At 71.5% G+C, this 18369-nt stretch carries 17 protein-coding genes; 11 read left to right on the top strand and 6 right to left on the bottom strand.

Going from position 1 to position 18369, the window contains the following annotated elements; genetic code table 11:
* Positions 1–103: 103 nt before the first annotated feature.
* The 3 genes from ACZ53N_RS11345 to ACZ53N_RS11335 all read right to left on the bottom strand — a co-directional run bounded on the left by ACZ53N_RS11345 (position 104) and on the right by ACZ53N_RS11335 (position 4320).
* A complete protein-coding gene (locus ACZ53N_RS11345; protein ID WP_469140661.1) occupies positions 104–2494 on the bottom strand; it encodes a Tex family protein in 2391 nt (796 codons plus the stop codon).
* 118 nt (positions 2495–2612) lie between these two features.
* Positions 2613–3464, bottom strand: a complete 852-nt coding sequence (locus ACZ53N_RS11340) for an SCO6745 family protein (RefSeq protein WP_469140660.1) — start codon at positions 3462–3464, stop codon at positions 2613–2615.
* A gap of 85 nt (positions 3465–3549) precedes the next feature.
* Positions 3550–4320: an enoyl-CoA hydratase/isomerase family protein gene (locus tag ACZ53N_RS11335; protein WP_469140659.1), complete on the bottom strand. Its 771-nt coding sequence runs from the start codon at positions 4318–4320 to the stop codon at positions 3550–3552.
* A 75-nt stretch (positions 4321–4395) separates the two neighbouring features.
* On the opposite strand from ACZ53N_RS11335, the gene ACZ53N_RS11330 reads away from it, so the two are divergent.
* Together ACZ53N_RS11330 and ACZ53N_RS11325 are read left to right on the top strand one after the other, a co-directional pair.
* The gene (locus ACZ53N_RS11330) at positions 4396–5049 is read left to right on the top strand and encodes an HdeD family acid-resistance protein (RefSeq protein WP_469140658.1); all 654 of its coding nucleotides are present in this window, start codon (positions 4396–4398) and stop codon (positions 5047–5049) included.
* 199 nt (positions 5050–5248) lie between these two features.
* Positions 5249–5752 (top strand): ATP-binding protein, encoded by a 504-nt coding sequence (locus ACZ53N_RS11325; protein WP_469140657.1) that lies wholly within the window; start codon positions 5249–5251, stop codon positions 5750–5752.
* On the opposite strand, the gene idi is transcribed toward ACZ53N_RS11325, so the two are convergent.
* The 3 genes from idi to galE all read right to left on the bottom strand — a co-directional run bounded on the left by idi (position 5727) and on the right by galE (position 8454).
* Entirely contained in the window at positions 5727–6317 is a 591-nt protein-coding gene (idi, locus tag ACZ53N_RS11320) for an isopentenyl-diphosphate Delta-isomerase (RefSeq protein ID WP_469140656.1), read from the bottom strand. The two genes, ACZ53N_RS11325 and idi, sit on opposite strands and share 26 nt — an antisense overlap.
* 56 nt (positions 6318–6373) lie before the next feature.
* Positions 6374–7321, bottom strand: a complete 948-nt coding sequence (locus tag ACZ53N_RS11315) for a cation diffusion facilitator family transporter (RefSeq protein ID WP_469140655.1) — start codon at positions 7319–7321, stop codon at positions 6374–6376.
* A gap of 146 nt (positions 7322–7467) precedes the next feature.
* Entirely contained in the window at positions 7468–8454 is a 987-nt protein-coding gene (galE, locus tag ACZ53N_RS11310; RefSeq protein WP_469140654.1) for a UDP-glucose 4-epimerase GalE, read from the bottom strand.
* 375 nt (positions 8455–8829) lie between these two features.
* Between galE and ACZ53N_RS11305 the strand changes: the two genes are divergently transcribed.
* The 9 genes from ACZ53N_RS11305 (at position 8830) to hpnD (ending at position 18351) form a co-directional block, all read left to right on the top strand.
* Positions 8830–10629 (top strand): DUF5941 domain-containing protein, encoded by a 1800-nt coding sequence (locus tag ACZ53N_RS11305; RefSeq protein WP_469140686.1) that lies wholly within the window; start codon positions 8830–8832, stop codon positions 10627–10629.
* A complete protein-coding gene (locus tag ACZ53N_RS11300) occupies positions 10626–11378 on the top strand; it encodes a phosphocholine cytidylyltransferase family protein (protein WP_362208384.1) in 753 nt (250 codons plus the stop codon). Before ACZ53N_RS11305 ends, ACZ53N_RS11300 begins: the two co-directional genes overlap by 4 nt.
* The gene (locus ACZ53N_RS11295; RefSeq protein ID WP_130881384.1) at positions 11366–12427 is read left to right on the top strand and encodes an iron-containing alcohol dehydrogenase family protein; all 1062 of its coding nucleotides are present in this window, start codon (positions 11366–11368) and stop codon (positions 12425–12427) included. The genes ACZ53N_RS11300 and ACZ53N_RS11295 overlap by 13 nt, the downstream gene beginning before the upstream one ends.
* The gene (locus ACZ53N_RS11290) at positions 12405–13184 is read left to right on the top strand and encodes a CDP-alcohol phosphatidyltransferase family protein (protein WP_469140653.1); all 780 of its coding nucleotides are present in this window, start codon (positions 12405–12407) and stop codon (positions 13182–13184) included. The genes ACZ53N_RS11295 and ACZ53N_RS11290 overlap by 23 nt, the downstream gene beginning before the upstream one ends.
* Positions 13181–14074 carry a glycosyltransferase family 2 protein gene (locus ACZ53N_RS11285; RefSeq protein ID WP_469140652.1) on the top strand — a complete coding sequence of 298 codons (894 nt, stop codon included), beginning with the start codon at positions 13181–13183 and terminating at the stop codon, positions 14072–14074. Before ACZ53N_RS11290 ends, ACZ53N_RS11285 begins: the two co-directional genes overlap by 4 nt.
* Positions 14075–14152: 78 nt before the next feature.
* Positions 14153–15088, top strand: a complete 936-nt coding sequence (locus ACZ53N_RS11280; protein WP_469140651.1) for an ABC transporter permease — start codon at positions 14153–14155, stop codon at positions 15086–15088.
* Positions 15081–15878 (top strand): ABC transporter ATP-binding protein, encoded by a 798-nt coding sequence (locus tag ACZ53N_RS11275; protein WP_469140650.1) that lies wholly within the window; start codon positions 15081–15083, stop codon positions 15876–15878. The genes ACZ53N_RS11280 and ACZ53N_RS11275 overlap by 8 nt, the downstream gene beginning before the upstream one ends.
* 626 nt (positions 15879–16504) lie before the next feature.
* Entirely contained in the window at positions 16505–17404 is a 900-nt protein-coding gene (hpnC, locus tag ACZ53N_RS11270) for a squalene synthase HpnC (protein ID WP_469140649.1), read from the top strand.
* Positions 17401–18351 carry a presqualene diphosphate synthase HpnD gene (gene hpnD, locus ACZ53N_RS11265; RefSeq protein WP_469140648.1) on the top strand — a complete coding sequence of 317 codons (951 nt, stop codon included), beginning with the start codon at positions 17401–17403 and terminating at the stop codon, positions 18349–18351. Before hpnC ends, hpnD begins: the two co-directional genes overlap by 4 nt.
* Positions 18352–18369: the final 18 nt, after the last annotated feature.

Genomic DNA, 18369 nt, shown 5'->3' with positions numbered 1-18369 from the left:
GCGCCGTCGCGGCGGGAAGTCGTTGCGCCCCGGCCGCTCGTTTCCGCCGGAGCGGTGGGCCCCCCACGGAGTGGTCCGATCGTGGAGGGCCGTCCGGGTGGGGTTACTGGTTCAACAGTCCCGCGCGGCGCAGCGCGTCCGCCATCGCGTCGTTCGCCGGGGGCGCGGCCTCGCGGGGGGTCGTGCCCCCGCGGCGCTGCTGCGGGGCGGCGCGACGGTCGGCGCCGCGGGCGCCACCGCGGGCTCCGCGCGGCTCGCGGGCCGCAGGCCCGCCCGCAGCCCCGCCGGACGGCGACTCGTCGTCCAACCTGAGCGTCAGCGAAATCCGCTTGCGCGGAATGTCGACGTCCATGACCTTCACCCGCACGATGTCGCCCGGCTTGACCACATCCCGCGGGTCCTTCACGAACGTCTTCGACATGGCCGACACATGCACCAGCCCGTCCTGGTGCACCCCCACGTCCACGAAGGCACCGAAGGCGGCCACATTGGTGACGACCCCCTCCAGCAGCATCCCCGGCGCCAGATCGCCGATCTTCTCGACGCCGTCCTTGAACGTCGCCGTCTTGAACGCCGGACGCGGGTCACGGCCCGGCTTCTCCAGCTCGCGCAGGATGTCCGTGACCGTCGGCAGGCCGAAGGAGTCGCTCACGAAGTCCGCCGGGCGCAGCGAGCGCAGCGTCGTCGTGTTGCCGATGAGGGAGGCGACCTCGCCACCCGTCTTCTTGATCATCGCCCGCACCACCGGGTACGCCTCGGGGTGCACGCTGGACGCGTCCAGCGGGTCGTCGCCGTCGCGGATGCGGAGGAAGCCCGCACACTGCTCGTACGCCTTCGGGCCGAGCCGGGCCACGTCCTTCAGCGCCCGGCGGGACCGGAAGGGGCCGTTGGAATCGCGGTGGGCGACGATGTTCTCCGCGAGGCCCGCGCTGATGCCCGAAACGCGCGAGAGCAGCGGCGCGGAGGCGGTGTTGACGTCGACGCCCACGCCGTTGACGCAGTCCTCGACGACCGCGTCGAGGGAGCGGGACAGCTTCACCTCGGACAGATCGTGCTGGTACTGCCCGACGCCGATCGACTTGGGGTCGATCTTGACCAGCTCGGCCAGAGGGTCCTGGAGCCGCCGGGCGATCGACACCGCGCCGCGCAGCGACACGTCCAGGTCCGGCAGCTCCTGCGAGGCGAAGGCCGACGCGGAGTACACCGACGCCCCCGCCTCCGACACCATCACCTTCGTCAGCTTCAACTCCGGCTGTCGGGCGATGAGATCCGTCGCGAGCTTGTCGGTCTCGCGCGACGCCGTGCCGTTGCCGATCGCGATCAGCTCCACGTCGTGCTCGCGGGCGAGCCGGGCCAGCGTCGCCAGCGACGCGTCCCACTTCTGCTGCGGGACGTGCGGGTAGATCGTCTCGGTCGCGGCTACCTTGCCCGTGGCGTCCACGACGGCGACCTTCACGCCCGTACGGAAGCCGGGGTCGAGCCCCATCGTGGCGCGGGTGCCCGCGGGTGCGGCGAGCAGCAGGTCCCGCAGGTTCGCCGCGAAGACCCGGACCGCCTCGTCCTCGGCGGCCTGCCGCAACCGCAGCCGCAGATCGATGCCGAGGTGGACCAGGACGCGGGTGCGCCAGGCCCAGCGCACGGTGTCGGCCAGCCACTTGTCCCCGGGCCGGCCCCGGTCGGCGATGCCGAACCGCCGTGAGATCGCCTGCTCGTACGTGCTCGGGCCGCCGTCCTCGCGCGGCTCCTCCGGCTCCAGGGTGAGGTCGAGGACCTCTTCCTTCTCGCCCCGCAGCATCGCCAGCACCCGGTGCGAGGGCAGCTCGGTGAAGGGCTCGGCAAAGTCGAAGTAGTCGGCGAACTTCGCGCCCGCCTCCTCCTTGCCGGCCCGCACCTTGGCCGCCACGCGCCCGCGCGACCACATGCGCTCGCGCAGCTCGCCGATCAGGTCCGCGTCCTCCCCGAACCGCTCGGTCAGGACGGCCCGCGCGCCCTCCAGCGCGGCGGCCGCGTCGGCGACGCCCTTGCCGGGATCCACGAAGGCCGCGGCCGCGGCGAGCGGCTCGACGCCGGGGTCGCGCAGCAGCCCGTCCGCCAGCGGCTCCAGCCCGGCCTCCCGCGCGATCTGTGCCTTGGTGCGCCGCTTGGGCTTGAAGGGCAGATAGATGTCCTCCAGCCGCGCCTTGGAGTCCGCCTCGCGGATCCGCGCCTCCAGCGCCCCGTCCAGCTTGCCCTGCGACCGCACGGACTCCAGGACCGCCGTCCGGCGGTCCTCCAGCTCCCGCAGATACCGCAGCCGCTCCTCGAGGGCGCGCAGCTGCGCGTCGTCGAGCATCTCGGTCGCTTCCTTGCGGTAACGGGCGATGAACGGCACGGTCGAACCGCCGTCGAGCAAGTCGACGGCCGCCTTCACCTGCCGCTCCCGCACGCCGAGCTCCTCGGCGATCCTGCCTGCGATCCTGCCTTCGGTCGACGCACCAGCTGCCGTCACGATCACGCTCCGCTTTCTCTTCGAGCTGCGATCTGCATTGTGGCAGGTACCGCCGACAGCGCCGCCCGCCGCCGCGCGTTCCTCCGCACGCGGCGGCGGGTAGCCCGCATCGACGGAGGGAGCCTCAGCCGCGCAGGTCCGGGGGGAACGCGCCCGCCTTGACGACGGCCGTCGCGAAGACCGTCCCCAGCTCGGTGAGCCGCTCCACGCCCGCCGCGCCCAGGTGCTCGTACGGCCCCGCGTCCAGCCGGTCCGTCTCGATCTCCAGGTCCTCGCGCTGCTTGACGCCCGCCTCCGTCAACTTCCCGTCCGCGTCGAGCAGTCCGCGCTCCCGCAGCCGCTCCCGCCCCGCGGCCAGCTCCTCCTCGCTCCAGCCGCGCGTGGCGAGCAGCCACTTCTCGGACATGCCCTGGCCGCTCGCGGCGTGGCTGACGATCGCCTCCACCGGCCCGACGCCCGCCGCGGCCAGTGCCATCAGATGCCCGTCGCCGCGGTGCTCGCGCAGCAGCGTGGCCGCGTGCCAGTAGGCCAGGTGCGGGGCGTCCGGCACCGGCAGATCGGCGTGCGCGGAATACAGCGGGCGGGCGGAGCGGCTGCAGCCCTCCGTGGCGCGCAGCGCGAGTTCGGCCGCCTCGGCCATCTCCGGGGAGGCGACGACGTCGTCACCGAGCAGCCGCCGCATCATGCTGTCACACGCCCGCAGCCGGGCCTGGAGAACGTCCTGCGGCGAGGCGACGTCCCACAACCGCGGGATGAATCCGGCCACCAGGTCGTGCTTGAAGTTGTAGAAGGTCGCCGTGATCGTGCCCGCTTCGACCCGGCCGAGGGCGGCGCCCCGTCCGGCGAAGTAGGCGCCCTCCTGGAGACCGAGCCGGCCCAGCTCCTCCCGCAGGTCCGGCGAGAAGTAGAGGGCGGAGTGCACGGTGTTGACAACGTTGTGGCAGCGCCGACCGGCGCGCTCGGGCAGAGTGGTCATGTGCCGCACGTTACCTACTAGTTGGTAGGGGTGGTAGGGCGGGGTGGCCCTCCCCGGACCGCCGCAAGCCCCCCGGGGGTGCCGGCTAGCGGGGCCGTCCCACGGTCCATCCGAAGCGCGGTGCCCGGCGTTCCAGGAAGGCGGCGACCCCCTCGGCGGTGTCGCCGCTGTCGCGCGCCTGCTCCGCCCAGTACGCGAGCCGCTCCGGGTCCTCCCCGGCACGCGCCCCCGCCGCGAACTCCTTGGCCGCAGCCTGGGTCAGCTGCGAACGCGAGGCCAGCACCCGGGTGAACTCCGCCACCCGCTTGTCCAGCGCGTCCCGCGGCCACACCTCGTCCACCAGGCCCGTCCGCAGCGCGCGCTCGGTGTCGATCAGCTCGGCGGAGAAGAGCAGGTACTTCGCCGTCGCCGGGCCGACCAGCTCCACCAGCCGCCGGGTGGACGACGCCGCGTAGACGATCCCCAGCCGCGCCGGGGTGATGCCGAAGGACGCCCCTTCCGCCGCGAACCGCAGGTCGCAGGCGGCCGCGAGCTGGCAGCCGCCGCCCACGCAGTGGCCCCGCACGGCCGCGACCGTCGGCTTGGGGAACGCGGCGAGGGCCTCCTCGGCGGCGACCGCCAGGTCCCGTGACGCCTCGGCGCCCTCGGTCAGCGTGGCGATGTCCGCGCCCGCGCAGAAGGTGTCCCCCTCGCCGGTCAGGACGAGGACGCGGACGGCCTCCTCGGCCGCGCACTCCGCCAGCAGCCCGGGCAGCGCCCGCCACATGTCCGTGGTCATGGCGTTCCGCTTGGCGGGGTTGGCGATGCGGACGGTCGCGACACCGTCGGCGGTGTCCAGATGCAGTGCGGGCTCCATGTGCCGGATGCTATCCGGGCGTGATCATGCGATCCGACCTATGATCCGGACAGGGGGCGCTGTGAGGAGGCGCTGATGTCCGGAACCCGCAGGCGCGAGAACGGGCGGGCCGGCCCCCACGGTCGGCTGAGCCGCAGCTTCGGCCGGCTCGCGCTGCTGGGCGCGGTGCTCGTCGTCGCGGGGCTGGTGGGTCTGTGCTACGTCGGCTTCGCGACCCTCACCACCATGATCCTCTTCGGCTGGCTGCTGCTGGTGGGCGGTGTGGTCGGACTGCTGCACGCCTTCCAGTCGCGGCAGAGCAACTTCTTCTGGCTGGCCGTGGTGGTCGCCGCGCTGAACCTCGCCGCGGGCGTGGTGGTGATCCGGCGGCCCGAGGGCGCCGCCGAGACCCTGACGATGTTCGCGGCACTGCTCTTCCTGGCCGGCGGGGTGTTCCGGCTGGCGGGCGGTCTGGTGGTGCGCGGCCCGCAGTTCGGCTGGACGCTGGTGCAGGGTGCCTTCGGGGTGCTGCTGGGCGTTCTGGTGCTCGCCGACTGGCCGCACAGCAGTCTCTATGTGATCGGCACCTTCTTCTCCCTCGCGTTGCTCTTCGACGGCCTTGGGCTGATCGCGATCGGGGTGGGCGGGCGCCGCGTGGTGAGCCTGGTGGAACAAGAGGGCCAACAGGGGCGAGGGGGAGGCCTGGGCGGCGGGGGAGCGGGCCCGGCGGCCGGCGCGCCCCCGGACTGACTTGGAGTCCGATATTCCGCAACGTTCATGGAACGCGGAACACAGCGACCGAAATCGGTCACCTGGATGCCCAATTGCCGCGTCCTCGATCAAATACCATCTAAAAGTGCTGATTTCTACACAGTGCGCAGGTGTGGACCTTTACATTCCCCAACACTCGTGGGTGCGGCACAGCCACGGTGAGGGGTTGGTATCGGACATGGAAATCCTCGGGAGCGTCCCGCCCGAACCGGGGCAGGCCGCCCCGCTCCGGAGACCGATGGAATACGACGGCACCTGGCGGTTCACCGCCCCCGCGCTCGACTCCTCCGTGCCCCAGGCCAGACACGCGGTCCGCGATCTCCTCCGGCACCAGGGCGTACGGCTGCCGGGCGATCTGCTGCACGGGCTGCTGCTGATCGTCTCCGAGCTGGTCACCAACGCCGTACAGCACGCGGCGCTGCTCTCCCCGGAGGTGGCCGTGGAGGTCTCCCTCGGCCCGGACTGGGTGCGGGTGGCCGTCGAGGACAACCACCCCTACCGGCCCAAGCCCCTGGAGGCGGACGACGGCCGCACCGGCGGCCGGGGGCTGCTGCTGGTCAAGGCCATCTCGGAGGAGGCGGGCGGCCGGTGCGACGTCGAGCACACCGCGAGCGGCGGCAAGGTGGTCTGGGCCGCCCTGCCGCTCCTCGCGACGGCTACCAGCCCGCCGCGTCCCCGGTGATCTCCCGCACCACCGGCCGGGCGGCGTCGAGCACGGTCGTGAACCACGCGGAGAAGGGATACTCCGCCAGCAGCGCGTCCAGCTCGGCGGGGGTGACGAACGCCGTCTCGCCGATCTCCTCCGGATCCGGGTGCGGCTCGGCCGTCACGGTCCCGACGAAGAGGTGGTTGTACTCCTGCTCGACCAGGCCCGAGGCCGGGTCGGGGTGGTTGTAGCGCACGGTGCCGGCCTCCCGCATCAGCGCGGGGGCAAGGCCCAGCTCCTCGCCGGTACGGCGGGCGGCGGCGACGAACGGGGGCTCGCCGGGGTACGGATGGCCGCAGCAGGTGTTCGACCAGACACCGGGGGAGTGGTACTTCCCCAGCGCCCGACGCTGCAGCAGCAGCCGGCCGCGGTCGTCGAAGAGGAAGACCGAGAACGCGCGGTGCAGTCGGCCGGGCGCGACATGGGCGGAGAGCTTCTCGGCGGTCCCGATGGTTCTGCCGTCCTCGTCGACCAGCTCCAGCATGATCGGTTCAGCGGTGGATACGGAGTCGGCGGAGCCCTCGGCTGATGTGATCGGCATTGACCATCCTCTTTGTCGGTCTTCGGTTCACAAGTCTGCCGTACGAGCCCCCGCCGTCAGTGACAGAGTTTGGCTTCGTGCTCGGCATGTCCGCTGGGCTCCAGCTGGAACGTGCAGTGCTCCACGTCGAAGTGCTCGCCGAGGCAGCCCTGCAGGTCGTGCAGCATCTTCTCGTGGCCGCCGGTCTCCAGCGCCGACTGGTCCACCACCACGTGCGCCGAGAGCACCGGCATTCCGGATGTGATCGTCCACACATGGAGGTCGTGCAGGTCCACCACCCCCGGCAGCGCCATGATGTGCGCCCGGACCTCGTCCATGTCGACGTCCTTCGGCGCGGCCTCCAGCAGGATGTCCAAGGCCTCGCGCAGCAGCTTGAGCGTGCGCGGCACGATCATCAGACCGATCAGCAGCGAGGCGATCGGGTCCGCCTGCGTCCAGCCGGTGGCCATGATCACCAGGGCCGAGACGACCACGGCCAGCGATCCCAGGGCGTCCGAGAGGACCTCCAGGAACGCCCCGCGGACATTGAGGCTCTCCTTCTGGCCGCGCATCAGCAGCGCCAGCGAGATGACATTGGCGACCATGCCGATGAGGCCGAAGACGACCGTCATGCCGCCTGGCACGTCCGTCGGGTTGATCAGCCGGTCGACGGCCTCGAAGAGGATGTAGCCGCCCACGCCCAGCAGCAGCAGACAGTTCAGCAGCGCCGCGAGGATCTCGGCGCGGGCGTAGCCGTAGGTGCGGCGTGCGCTGGCCGGCCGGTTGGCGAAGTGGATCGCCACCAGCGCCATCGAGACGCCCACCGCGTCCGTCGCCATGTGCCCGGCGTCCGCGAGCAGCGCCAGCGAACCGGTCAGCGCGGCCCCGATGATCTCCGCGACGAGCACCGTGAGCGTGATGCCGAGCGCGATCCGCAGCCGCCCCCGGTACGCGGCGGCCGCCGTGCCGCTCGTACCCGGCGGCGGCCCTCCGTGCGAGTGGCCGTGGTCGTGCCCTGCGCCCATGAATGCCGCCTCCCGAAACACCTCGCACGCACGGCCGACGAACATCGGCCGAGCCCTCAGTGAACTACGGGAGGGGGGTATTGGCAACGCGGCACTGAACACCGTTGTCATTGCCTCTGACCTGCGGCGATGCTCCGAACGCCTGATCAGCGAAGACGTGCCTCCGGGTGGTGCAGACACCATCCTTCCCAAGCGGAGGTGACCATGGCGCGCACGTCGTGCGCGGGGCTCCAGCCGAGCTCCTTCGCGATCCGCTCGCCCGAGGCCACGACACGCGCCGGATCACCCGGACGGCGCGGCTCGACGACGGGCGCGGGCTCGGTGTAGCCGGTCACCGCGGCGATCAGATCGGCCATCTCGCGCACCGACACCCCCCGCCCGGTGCCCACGTTCAGCGTCAGATCGCCCGCGCCCGGCCGCTCGGCGAGCCTGCGGGCCGCCGCCAGATGGGCGGTGGCGAGGTCCTCGATGTGGATGTAGTCACGGACACACGTGCCGTCGGGGGTGTCGTAGTCGGCCCCGAAGATCCGCGGGCTCTCGCCCCGGGTGAGCCGGTCGAACATCATCGGAATGATGTTGTAGATCCCCGTGTCGGCGAGTTCCGGCTCGGCCGCGCCCGCGACGTTGAAGTACCGCAGACAGGCCGTGGAGATCCCGTGCGCCGCGCCGGTGGCCCGGACGAGCCACTCGCCGGCCAGCTTCGTCTCCCCGTAGGGGTTCATCGGCAGACAGGGCGTCTCCTCCGTGACGAGGTCCACATCCGGCATGCCGTAGACGGCCGCGGAGGAGGAGAAGACGAAGCTGGCGACCTGCGCGTCGACCGCGGCTTCCAGCAGCCGCGTCAGGCCGTGCACGTTCTCCCGGTAGTACAGCAGCGGCTTCTCGACCGACTCCCCGACCTGCTTCTTCGCCGCGAGGTGCACCACCCCCGTCACGTCCAGGTCCCCGAACGCCTGGTCCAGCGCCGCGCGGTCCAGGACCGACCCCCGGATCAGCGTGCATTCCTCCGGCAGCCGGGTGGCCACGCCGCTGGACAGATCGTCCAGCACGGCCACCCGCTCCCCGGCCTGCACCATCGCCCGCGCAACGTGCGCCCCGATATATCCGGCTCCGCCTGTGATCAGCCACGTCATGACGGGCACCCTAGGCGGTGTCCGGCGGGTCATGCGAGCCGGCTCCGCGCCCCGTGTCGTCCACACCACCGCTGCGGGGTGGTCGTCCTCAAGCGCCGGACGGGCTGGATGTGGCCGAGCTCAGCCACAACCAAGCCCGTCCGGCGATTGAGGACGCGCCCGCAGGGCGCTCGCCGCCGCAGGCGGCACCACGGCCGTCAGCCGAGGAACCGCCGGCCAGGCGAACGGCGGTGAACGACCGCCTCCGGTGATCCGATAGCCTCTGCCGACGTGCCGCACGCCGCCCCCGACGGGGCCCTGGCGCGCCACACCGCTGCTCGGCCGCCCCCGCGGACGCAAAGAGCGGCCACGTCCGTTTCCAAGGAGTGAGTTCGTCTGTCGACCGCCATCCTCACCGGTTTGCCGCCCGTCGGCTCCTCCCTCGAGGACGACCTGCGGTCCCTGGGCTTCGATGTGCGCGCGGCGGCCGATGCCGCCGGCACCGCGGCGGCGCTGGCCGCCGTCCCGGCGGCCGAGCGGGTCGCCCTCGTCGACGCCCGCTTCGTCGGCCACCTCCACGCCCTGCGGCTGGCCCTGACCGACCCGCGCTTCCCCGCGGCGGCGGTGGAGGGCGCGCTCACCGCGCAGCCCGAGGCGCGCGGCGCGCTCACCCGCGCGCTCGCCACGGTCACGGACGCGGGCCCGGGGGAGAACCTGCCGGACGCCCTCGGGCCCCACCTGGAGGCCGACGGCGTCGGCGTGCACCGCCCCGACCTCGGGGTGCTCGTCGCCACCGTCCCCGCCGACGCCGACGTGCGTGCGAAGGCCGAAGGGGACGTCGCCGCGGTTGACGACGAGGCCGTACGGCTGCGCACCGCCGTGAAGTCCCGCGACGGGTTCTTCACCACCTACTGCGTCAGCCCGTACTCCCGCTACCTCGCCCGCTGGTGCGCCCGGCGCGGACTCACCCCCAACCAGGTGACGACCGCCTCACTGCTCACCGCGCTCATCGCCGCCGGCTGCGCGGCGACCGGCACCCGGCCCGGCTTCGTCGCCGCCGGCGTGCTGCTGATTTTCTCGTTCGTGCTCGACTGCACCGACGGCCAGCTCGCCCGCTACTCCCTGCAGTACTCCACGCTCGGCGCCTGGCTCGACGCGACCTTCGACCGTGCCAAGGAATACGCCTACTACGCGGGCCTCGCCATCGGTGCGGCCCACGGCGGCAGCGACGACGTCTGGGCCCTCGCGCTCGGCGCCATGGTCCTGCAGACCTGCCGGCACGTCGTCGACTTCTCCTTCAACGAGGCGAACCACGACGCCACGGCCAATACGAGCCCCACCGCCGCCCTCTCCGACAAGCTGGACAGCGTCGGCTGGACGGTCTGGGCGCGTCGCATGATCGTGCTGCCCATCGGTGAGCGCTGGGCCCTGATCGCGGTCCTGACCGCGCTCACCACGCCCCGCATCGTCTTCTACGTGCTGCTCGTCGGCTGCGCGCTGGCCGCCTGCTACACCACGGCAGGCCGGGTCCTGCGCTCGCTGACCCGCAAGGCGCACCGCACGGACCGCGCGGCCCGGGCGCTGGCCGACCTCGCCGACTCCGGCCCGATCGCGGAGCTCGCGAGCCGGACCGTGGGCACCACCTTCCCCCCCGGCGCCTACACCGCCCCCCTGTGGGCGCTGCTGGCCACCGCCTCGCTGTTCGTCGGCCCGCTCTTCGCGGGCACCGCCGGCACCTGGCAGGCCGTCCTGCAGGCCGGGGTGTACGCCGTCTTCGCCGGCTGCGCCGTCGCCCGCCCCCTCAAGGGCCCCCTCGACTGGCTCGTACCGCCGCTCTTCCGGGCGTCCGAATACGGGATCATCCTGCTCCTCGCGGCCAAGTCCGGCGTCGACGGTGCGCTGCCCGCGGCTTTCGGCCTGGTGGCCGCGGTCGCCTACCATCACTACGACACGGTGTACCGCATCCGCGGCGGCAGTGGCGCGCCCCCGCACTGGCTGGTGCGGGCGATCGGCGGCCACGAGGGACGCGTCCTGGCGGTCACGATCGCCGCCGCCCTGTGGCACAACCAAGGTTTCACCATCGCGCTGACGGCCCTCGCGGCCGCCCTCGCGCTCGCGGTGCTCAGCGAGAGCATCCGCTTCTGGGTGTCCTCCGGGGCCCCCGCAGTACACGACGAAACAGGAGAACCCGCATGATCGGCCTCGTGCTGGCAGCCGGCGCTGGACGGCGTCTGCGCCCCTACACCGACACCCTGCCCAAGGCTCTGGTGCCGGTCGGCCCCGAGGGGGAAGAGGAGTCGATCACCGTCCTCGACCTCACCCTCGGCAACTTCGCCGAGGTCGGCCTGACCGAGGTCGCGATCGTCGTCGGCTACCGCAAGGAGGCCGTGTACGCGCGCAAGGAGGCGCTGGAGGCGAAGTACAACCTCAAGCTCACCCTGATCGACAACGACAAGGCCGAGGAGTGGAACAACGCCTACTCCCTGTGGTGCGCGCGTGAGGTCCTGGGCCGCGGTGTGATCCTCGCCAACGGCGACACCGTCCACCCCGTCTCCGTCGAGAAGACCCTGCTCGCCGCCCGCGGCCAGGGCCAGAAGATCATCCTCGCCCTCGACACGGTGAAGAAGCTCGCCGACGAGGAGATGAAGGTCGTCGTGGACCCCGCCAAGGGCGTCCAGAAGATCACCAAGCTCATGGAGCCCGCCGAGGCCACCGGTGAGTACATCGGTGTCACCCTCATCGAGGCCGAGGCCGGCGCCGAGCTCGCCGCCGCGCTGAAGACCACCTTCGAGCGCGACCCCGACCTCTACTACGAGGACGGCTACCAGGAGCTCGTCAACGGCGGCTTCAAGATCGACATCGCGCCGATCGGCGACGTCAAGTGGGTCGAGATCGACAACCACGAGGACCTCGCCAAGGGCCGGGAGATCGCGTGCCAGTACTGACGAGGCTCATCCCCTCGCCGGTCGTCGTCGACATCCGGGCCGGAGCGCTGGACGATCTGGCGAAGATCCTCGCCGATCAGCGGATCTCCAGCTCCGGCAAGCTGGCCATCGCCATCAGCGGCGGCTCCGGGGCGAAGCTGCGCGAGCGGCTCGCCCCGGCGCTGCCCGGCGCCTCCTGGTACGAGGTCGGCGGCGGCACGCTCGACGACGCGATCAAGCTCGGCGACGCGATGAAGTCCGGCCGCTACGACGCGGTCGTTGGCCTCGGCGGCGGCAAGATCATCGACTGCGCGAAGTACGCCGCGGCGCGCATCGGCCTGCCGCTGGTCGCCGTCGCGACGAACCTCTCGCACGACGGCCTCTGCTCGCCCGTCGCGACCCTCGACAACGACGCGGGCCGCGGCTCCTACGGCGTGCCGAACCCCATCGCCGTCGTCATCGACCTCGACGTGATCCGTGAGGCCCCGGTCCGCTTCGTGCGCTCCGGCATCGGCGACGCGATCTCCAACATCTCCGCGGTCGCGGACTGGGAGCTCGCCCACCGCGAGCGCGGCGAGGACATCGACGGCCTGGCCGCCGCCATCGCCCGGCAGGCCGGCGAGGCCGTGCTGCGCCACCCCGGTGGCGTCGGCGACGACGGCTTCCTCCAGGTTCTCGCCGAGGGCCTCGTGCTCACCGGCATCTCGATGTCGGTCGCGGGCGACAGCCGCCCGGCCTCCGGTGCCTGCCACGAGATCAACCACGCCTTCGACCTGCTCTTCCCCAAGCGCGCCGCCAGCCACGGCGAGCAGTGCGGCCTCGGCGCGGCCTTCGCCATGTACCTGCGCGGTGCCCGCGAGGAGTCCGCGCTGATGGTCCAGGTGCTGCGCAGGCACGGCCTGCCGGTCACCCCGCAGGAGATCGGCTTCACCACGGAGGAGTTCGTCCAGGCCGTCGAGTACGCCCCGCAGACCCGCCCCGGGCGCTACACGATCCTGGAACACCTCGACCTCTCCACCGACCAGATCAGGGACGCATACGCCGACTATGCAAAAACCGTCAGTCGCTGAACTCCGCCCGGTCGTCCACCCCGCAGGGGTCAAGGACCGGCGCAGCGGTGAGCACTGGGCCGGTCGCCTGTACATGCGAGAGATCTCGCTGCGCTGCGACCGGCATCTGGTGAACACCAGGATCACGCCCAACCAGCTCACCTACCTGATGACCGTCTTCGGTGTCCTCTCCGCTCCGGCGCTGCTGGTGCCGGGGATCGCGGGCGCCGTGCTCGGCGTGCTGATGGTCCAGCTCTATCTGCTGCTCGACTGCGTCGACGGCGAGGTCGCCCGCTGGAAGAAGCAGTTCTCGCTCGGCGGCGTGTACCTGGACCGGGTCGGCGCCTATCTGTGCGACGCCGCGGTCCTGGTCGGCTTCGGTCTGCGCGCCGCCGATCTGTGGGGCTCCGGCCGGATCGACTGGCTGTGGGCCTTCCTCGGGACCCTCGCCGCCCTCGGCGCCATCCTGATCAAGGCCGAGACCGACCTCGTCGGCGTCGCCCGCCACCAGACCGGGCTGCCGCCGGTCAAGGAAGCGGCGTCCGAGCCGCGGTCGTCCGGCATGGCACTGGCCCGCAAGGCCGCCGCCGCGCTGAAGTTCCACCGCCTCGTCCTCGGGATCGAGGCGTCCCTGCTGATCCTGGTCCTCGCGGTCCTGGACACCGTCAGGGGCGACCTGTTCTTCTCGCGGCTCGGCGTGGCCGTCCTCGCGGGTATCGCGCTCGTGCAGACGCTGCTCCACCTCGTGTCCATCCTCGCTTCGAGCAGGCTCAAATGAGTGCCCCGACGAAGGTCGGCGCGGTCGTCCTGACCATGGGCAACCGCCCCGAGGAACTGCGCGCGCTGCTCGACTCCGTCGCCAAGCAGCAGGGCGAGGCCATCGAGGTCGTCGTCGTCGGCAACGGCTCGCCGCTGCCGGAGCTGAACGTTCCGGGGCTGACCGTACGGACCGTCGAGCTGCCCGAGAACGTGGGCATCCCGGCCGGCCGCAACGTCGGCATCGAGGCGTTCGGGCCCGGCGGCCGCGAGGCCGACATCCTGCTCTTCCTCGACGACGACGGTCACCTGCCCGGCCAGGACACCGCCGAGCTGTGCCGCGAGGCGTTCGCCGCCGATCCGAAGCTGGGCATCATCAGCTTCCGGATCGCCGACCCCGACACCGGGGTCACCCAGCGCCGGCACGTACCGCGGCTGCGGGCGGCTGACCCGATGCGGTCCTCGCGGGTGACGACCTTCCTCGGCGGCGCCAACGCGGTCCGCACGAAGGTCTTCGCCGAGGTCGGCGGGCTGCCGGACGAATTCTTCTACGCGCACGAGGAGACCGACCTCGCGTGGCGGGCCCTGAACGCGGGCTGGATGATCGACTACCGGTCGGACATGGTGCTGCACCACCCGACCACAGCCCCCAGCCGGCACGCGGTCTACCACCGCATGGTGGCCCGCAACCGGGTCTGGCTGGCCCGTCGCAATCTCCCGGCCCCCCTCGTCCCGGTCTACCTCGGGGTGTGGCTGCTGCTGACGTTGGCCCGGCGGCCGTCGCCGCCCGCGCTGCGCGCCTGGTTCGGCGGCTTCAAGGAGGGGTGGACGACGCCCTGCGGTCCACGGCGCCCCATGAAGTGGCGTACCGTTTGGCGCCTGACCCGACTGGGTCGCCCTCCCGTGATCTGACAAGCTCGTGTCTGAGAGCATCGGGCGCTGCCCGGGGCACCGCCCCGGCAGCGCACCTTGAGGACGAAAGTGTCAACTGTGAGCGAGACAACGCACGACAGTGCGGTCGCCCTGAGTGCCCCACCGTCGCCCGACGACGGACTGCCCGCCGCCGAGCTGGCCAAGAAGTACGGCCTGGCGGTCAGCGGTGCGCGCCCCGGGCTGGGGGAGTACGCCCGGCAGCTGTGGGACCGGCGTCACTTCATCGTGGCGTTCTCCCGGGCGAAGCTGACGGCGCAGTACAGCAAGGCGAAGCTCGGACAGGTCTGGCAGGTGGCCACGCCCCTGCTCAACGCCTTCGTGTATTTCCTCATCTTCGGCGTGCTGATGGACGCCAAGCGGGACATGGGCCCGGACACCTACATTCCCTTCCTGGTCACGGGTGTCTTCGTCTTCACCTTCACCCAGACCTCGGCGATGGCGGGCGTCCGGGCGATCTCGGGGAACCTGGGCCTGGTGCGGGCCCTGCACTTCCCACGGGCGGCGCTGCCGATCTCCTTCGCGCTGCAGCAGCTCCAGCAGCTGCTCTACTCGATGGGCGTGCTGCTCGTCATCCTGGTCGGTTTCGGGCACTTCCCGAAGCTCTCCTGGCTGCTGATCTTCCCGACGCTGGTGTTGCAGTTCGCCTTCAACACGGGCCTGGCGCTGATCATGGCCCGGGCGGGCAGCAAGACGCCGGACCTGGCGCAGCTGCTGCCCTTCATCACCCGTACGTGGATGTACGCGTCCGGCGTGATGTACAGCATGACGGACCAGCTCAAGCGGGCCCATGCCCCGGAGTGGGTGATCGACGTCCTCGGGGCCAACCCGGCGGCCGTCTACATCGACCTCATGCGCTTCGCGCTGATCGACGGCTACGGCGCGGACAAGCTGCCGCCGCACGTCTGGGTGCTGGCGCTCGGCTGGGCACTGCTGCTCGGCCTCGGGGGCTTCGTGTACTTCTGGAAGGCTGAGGAGCAGTACGGCCGTGGCTGATCAGAACAGCGCCGACAAGGCGGCGGCCTCCGGCCGCGTTCCCACCGTGATCGCGGACGACGTCCACATCGTCTACCGCGTCTACGGGGGCAACACCGGCCGGGGCAGCGCGACCGCCGCCCTGAACCGGATCATCAAGCGCAGGCCGGACGCCGGTGTCCGTGAGGTGCACGCCGTCAAGGGCGTCAGCTTCACCGCCTACCGGGGCCAGGCCATCGGCCTCATCGGCTCCAACGGCTCCGGCAAGTCCACCCTGCTCAAGGCCATCGCCGGGCTGCTGCCCGCCGAGCGGGGCAAGGTCTACACCGACGGCCAGCCCTCGCTGCTGGGTGTCAACGCCGCGCTGATGAACGACCTCACGGGCGAGAAGAACGTGATGCTCGGCGGGCTGGCCATGGGCATGACCCGGGAGCAGATCCGCGAGCGCTACCAGTCCATCGTCGACTTCTCGGGCATCAACGAGAAGGGCGACTTCATCACGCTGCCCATGCGGACGTACTCCTCCGGCATGGCGGCCCGGCTGCGCTTCTCCATCGCCGCGGCCAAGGACCACGACGTGCTGATGATCGACGAGGCGCTGGCCACCGGCGACCGTTCCTTCCAGAAGCGCTCCGAGGCCCGCATCCGCGAGCTGCGCAAGGAAGCCGGCACCGTCTTCCTCGTCAGCCACAACAACAAGTCCATCCGCGACACCTGCGACCGGGTGCTGTGGCTGGAGCGCGGCGAGCTGCTGATGGACGGGCCGACCGACGAGGTCGTCCGGGCGTACGAGAAGGAGACGGCCCGCTAGGGTGTGTCCGCGAAGTCGCGGCGTACGCCCGAAGGGCGTGGCCCGCGGCGTCTGGTGCGTGCGATCGCAAGGCGGAGGGTCGTCCTCGTACTGGGCGTACTCGGGCGAGCCCGACAACGCAGCGAGCGTGCGTGCCAGGCGTCGCGGGCCAGGCGCGAATTTGCGGACACACCCTAGCGCCTGGCCGGCGGATCGGCGGCGGGCGCCCTGCGGGCGCGTCCTCAATCTCCCCCGGCTACCGCTGGGAGGTACCCCCAGCGGGCTTGGTTCGGCTGAGCTCAGCCTGTCCGGCGACCGAGCGCACGGCGCGGACTTGACCGAGCTGTAACGATCAACTCGCCTATTGGCAGGGTTGATTCACGCCCTGCGTGGCATTGTATGGATCAAGCACGTACCCCGGCGGGTGTCGGACATTTGTGCGGCGTACGCTGTACCGTGCTGATTTGTGCCGAAGCGGGCTGATAGTTGGCCATCCCCGGCACCAGGGGCGAGGTGGGGGGACCTGCGGCGTGTCCGAAATAGGATGTTCTGGGTTTGCAGTGTAGAACGGGAGATGTGACGGCAATGGCTACGGGAACTCTCCAGCTCCGCGGCGCGCACGCCGTCCCCGGTCCTGGCAGCCCGCGATGACCGCAGGGACGGACGCGCACGCGCGCGCCGTGCTCGACAAGGCCGCGCACGAGAACTTCCCCGTGGCTCCCTTCTTCGTGCCCCGCTCCTGGCGCGCCGACCTCATGGCGATCTACGGCTACGCCCGTCTCGTCGACGACATCGGCGACGGCGACCTGGCCCCCGGCGGCCGGGACGCCGAGCTGCTCGGCCTCGACCGCGAGCAGGCCGACGACCGGCTCGCCATGCTCGACGCCTTCGAGGCCGACCTCCGCCGGGTCTTCGACCGCACCGGCACCGGCCCGCGACACCCACTGCTGCTCCGCCTCCGGCCGACCGTCCGCCGGTGCGGGCTGACCCCCGAGCCCTTCCTCGGGCTGATCGAGGCCAACCGCCAGGACCAGCGGGTGCGCCGCTACGCCACCTACGAGGAACTGCTCGCCTACTGCGAGCTGTCCGCCAACCCCGTCGGCCACCTCGTCCTCGGCATCACCGGCACACTGAGCCCCGAGCGGATCCGCCGCTCGGACGCGATCTGCACGGCCCTGCAGATCATCGAACATCTCCAGGACGTCGCCGAGGACCTCGCGCGCGACCGCGTCTACCTGCCCGCCGAGGACATGAAACGTTTCCGTGTGAGCGAGAGCGATCTCGCCCTTGCGACCAGTGGCGCATCGGTGCGCGCACTGGTCGCGTACGAGGCGGAACGCGCCGGGGACCTGCTGAATGAAGGCACCCCCCTGGTGGGTAGCGTCCACGGCAGGCTGAAGCTGTTGCTCGCGGGGTTCGTGGGCGGCGGGAAGGCCGCACTCAAGGCGGTCGCCGCCGCGGGCCACGACGTACTCCCCGGACCGCCCAAGCCCACCAAGCTCAGCCTGCTGCGCGAGGTGGGGGCGACACTGCGAAGAGAGGGGTGAGCGGGACCGTGAACGGAACGCCGACCGCGTCCGCGCCGGTGCTCGCCGCGTACAGCTACTGCGAGGCCGTCACCGCACAGCAGGCAGGTAACTTCAGCTACGGCATCAGACTGCTCCCGACCGCCAAGCGCCGGGCCATGTCCGCGTTGTACGCCTTCTCGCGGCGGGTCGACGACATCGGTGACGGCACCCTGGACGCGGCGTCCAAGACGCTGCGGCTGGAGGAGACACGCGCGCTGCTCGACCGGATCCGGGAGGGCACCGTCGACGAGGACGACACCGACCCGGTGGCCGTCGCGCTGACGCATGCCGCCCGCCGCTTCCCGATCCCCCTCGGGGGCCTCGACGAGCTCATCGACGGCGTCCAGATGGACGTGCGCGGTGAGACCTACGAGACCTGGGACGACCTCGCCCTGTACTGCCGCTGCGTCGCGGGCGCCATCGGCAGGCTCTCGCTCGGCGTGTTCGGCACCGTCCCCGGCGCCCGGGACACCGCGCGCGCCTCGGAGTACGCCGATACGCTCGGCCTCGCCCTGCAGCTCACCAACATCCTGCGTGACGTCCGCGAGGACGCGGCCAACGGCCGTACGTACCTCCCCGCCGAGGACCTCGCCAAGTTCGGCTGCTCCGCGGGCTTCCACTCCGCCACGCCCCCGGCCGGCGCCGACTTCACCGGCCTCGTGCAGTACGAGGTCCGGCGCGCCCGCGCGCTGTTCGCCGAGGGCATGAAGCTGCTGCCCATGCTGGACCGGCGCAGCGGCGCCTGCGTCGCCGCCATGTCCGGCATCTACCGCAGACTCCTGGACCGCATCGCCCAGGACCCCCGGGCCGTGCTGCGCGGCCGGGTCTCCCTGCCCGGGCACGAGAAGGCCTATGTCGCCGTGCGCGGCCTGTCCGGCTTCGACGCCCGCAGCGTCCACCGGCAGACCGCCAAGGGGCGCGCTTGATGGCCCGAGCTCACACCG

Source organism: Streptomyces sp. NPDC033229 (assembly GCF_055576875.1).
The sequence above is the reverse complement of the archived record's forward strand: the minus strand, read 5'-3'. Positions and strand labels throughout refer to the sequence as shown.